Genomic DNA, 1,600 nt, shown 5'->3' with positions numbered 1-1,600 from the left:
GCGCGGAGCTCGTGCGGGAGCGTGAAGAGGTCCTGCAGGGCGTCGGCATGGGCGGCCCGGGCGCGGTGGATGACGATGACCGCCTGTTCGTCGCGGAGGTTCTCGATCCGGAGATCGCTGCGCTCGACGAGCAGATCCGCCGGCGAGAAGCGTACTTCCGGACCTTGCGGGCGCAGAACGCCGCGGCGAAGGGAGTGCCGGGCGCGGACCCGGCGGCGACGGAAGAGCAGGCGGACTCGAACAGGGACCTTGCCGACTCGAACAGGGACCTTGCCGACTCGAACAGGGACGTGAACGAAAGCATCGATGAGCGTCCGAAGGACCCGCTCATCGACGAGGCGAGCCGTGTGCAGCGGGACCTGCAGCGCCTGAAGCTCTCGTACGAGCAAGGCGAGCTCACGCACGAGCAGTACGTCGACGCGATCGAAGCGCACGTGCGGCGCCTCGACGGCCTGTACGGGCGGGTCACCAACCCCGACCAGTCCCGAGCCGTCCTGCAGGCGCGCGGCGCGTTTCTCGACGAGCTCACGCGCCTGGAGAGGGCAGGCGCCGAGCAGCTGCAGGCGATCAGGGACGTGAACCGCGGCCGGCTCGAGGAGGACGCGTTCCCGCGCACGGTGACGGGCGCGAACCTCCGCGCCAGGCAGCGCACGCGAGCCCGCGAGGAAGCCGAGGCCGCTCAGGAGGCGTGGGAGCAGGAGACCCTGCCGGCGCTGCAGCGGATCGCCGAGGAGAGGGCCAGGGTCGAGGAGGACGCGTTCCCGCGCACGGTGACGGGCGCGAACCTCAGGGCTCGCATGGAGGCGCGGGAACGCGCTCGGCAGGCTGAGCGTGACGCCGCCAGGGCGCCGCTCCTCGAGGACGGCCGGCGGGCCTTGGCGGAAGCCAGGGCGGCAGCTAGCGCCGTCACGGCCGAAGCGCACAGTCTCGGGTTGAGCGTCAGCCGCGAGATCAAGGACGGCACCCTCGAGGGACTCCGCGAGCTCGAGGCGGCGCTCGTCGAGCGCCTGAACGAACTCGGTGACGACCCGAGCGCAGCGCCGCTGATGGGTCTCCTGACGCGCACGCGGACCGGCATCATCGAGCTCACGCAGGCGGAGATCGACAACGCGCGCGCCAGCCGCGCGTACGTCAGGCAGTCGCTGGCCAACCTGAACCTGGGCACGACCACCACCAGCCGCTACGTCGGCGTGCTTGACCGAGCGCGGGGAGTAGTCGTTCGCCTGACCGAAGCGCAGCGTGAGCTCGGTGAAGCCACGCGGGATGACGTCCGCGCGGCGCTCGAGGAGCAGATCACGAGCATCGAGCGGATCCTGCCGAAGATCACGGAGGGCAGCGACCTCTACTACGAGCTCGTCGCCGCCCTGCGTGAAGCGCGGCAGGCGCTCGCCGACCTGAACGCTGAGGTCGCCGCGAACATCATGCCGGACCTCACTGACGAGTTGAGCGTCCGCGCCGCTGCTCGGGCCGCTGAGGCTGAGATCGCCAGCATCCAGGCGCAGATCGCCGCAGGTCCGGACGCGGCGCTCCTCGCCGCGCTCGAGGGGCGTCTGGCGTTCCTGCAGGCGCTGTTGCAGGTGCTTCGGCAGGCGATGGCGGA

General features: G+C 71.0%; 1 protein-coding gene. It reads left to right on the top strand.

The genetic code is table 11. From position 1 onward, the window contains the following. Window positions 1-11 precede the first annotated feature (11 nt). On the top strand, window positions 12-1,600 hold a 1,589-nt coding region (locus VF202_09675), incomplete at its 3' end, for a hypothetical protein (GenBank protein HEX7040370.1).

The sequence above is a fragment of the Trueperaceae bacterium genome (assembly GCA_036381035.1).
Taxonomy (GTDB): Bacteria; Deinococcota; Deinococci; order Deinococcales; family Trueperaceae; genus DASRWD01.
The sequence above is the reverse complement of the archived record's forward strand: the minus strand, read 5'-3'. Positions and strand labels throughout refer to the sequence as shown.